The organism is Microbulbifer mangrovi, from assembly GCF_002009015.1.
GTDB classification, from domain to species: domain Bacteria; phylum Pseudomonadota; class Gammaproteobacteria; order Pseudomonadales; family Cellvibrionaceae; genus Microbulbifer; species Microbulbifer mangrovi.
The window spans coordinates 1-557 of record NZ_LZDE01000069.1 but is presented as its reverse complement, the minus strand read 5'-3'; the positions used below and the strand labels follow the sequence as shown (position 1 = coordinate 557).

Sequence of the window (557 nt, the reverse complement as noted above, 5' to 3'; positions counted from 1 at the left end):
TCCCGCGGAGGCCCGAAGGGCCGGAGTATTCTGCTTGCGCTTGTTATGTTTCACCGCGCAGAACCTTGCGGGTTTCCTCAATCAAGTGTGGCGAGTTAGAGCATGTCCAAGTTTCATCACACCAATCACAGTTATTCCAAAGATCACCAAGCCAATCAGGATATTCTAGCGAACCATCATCTAACGTGCGCATACCTAGAAAGCTAGCATCAAACAGCTGAACCAGTCGACAGAACTCATAAGGGGCTATTTCTTCATTTAGTAATTTTTCACAATATTGCTTCAATAGCCCCTTTGCCCACGTCTCCCCCTTCTCTGAAATGGGCTTAAATTTGAATATTTCTTCGGCTAGCCTGAGAGATTGTTTTTTTGCTTCATCTTCAGACAGTTGAAACATTTCACAAGCATCAGGATGGGGCTCATCTTTCCTGAGTTCGCTCTCAGCCCAGGATTCAATATCAGCCTTTGAGCCAACTCCTGCCCAGTATTCAAATGCAATTCTATCTAGTGATTTGCTCATTACTTTAAGAAACATAACGCCCACAGCAGGGGCGGCT

At 45.4% G+C, this 557-nt stretch carries 1 protein-coding gene; it reads right to left on the bottom strand.

What is annotated here, in order from left to right; all coding sequences use genetic code 11:
- Positions 1-43: 43 nt before the first annotated feature.
- Positions 44-557 (bottom strand): hypothetical protein (locus B4U49_RS00300; protein WP_078082633.1); only part of this gene is annotated, 514 nt, incomplete at its 5' end.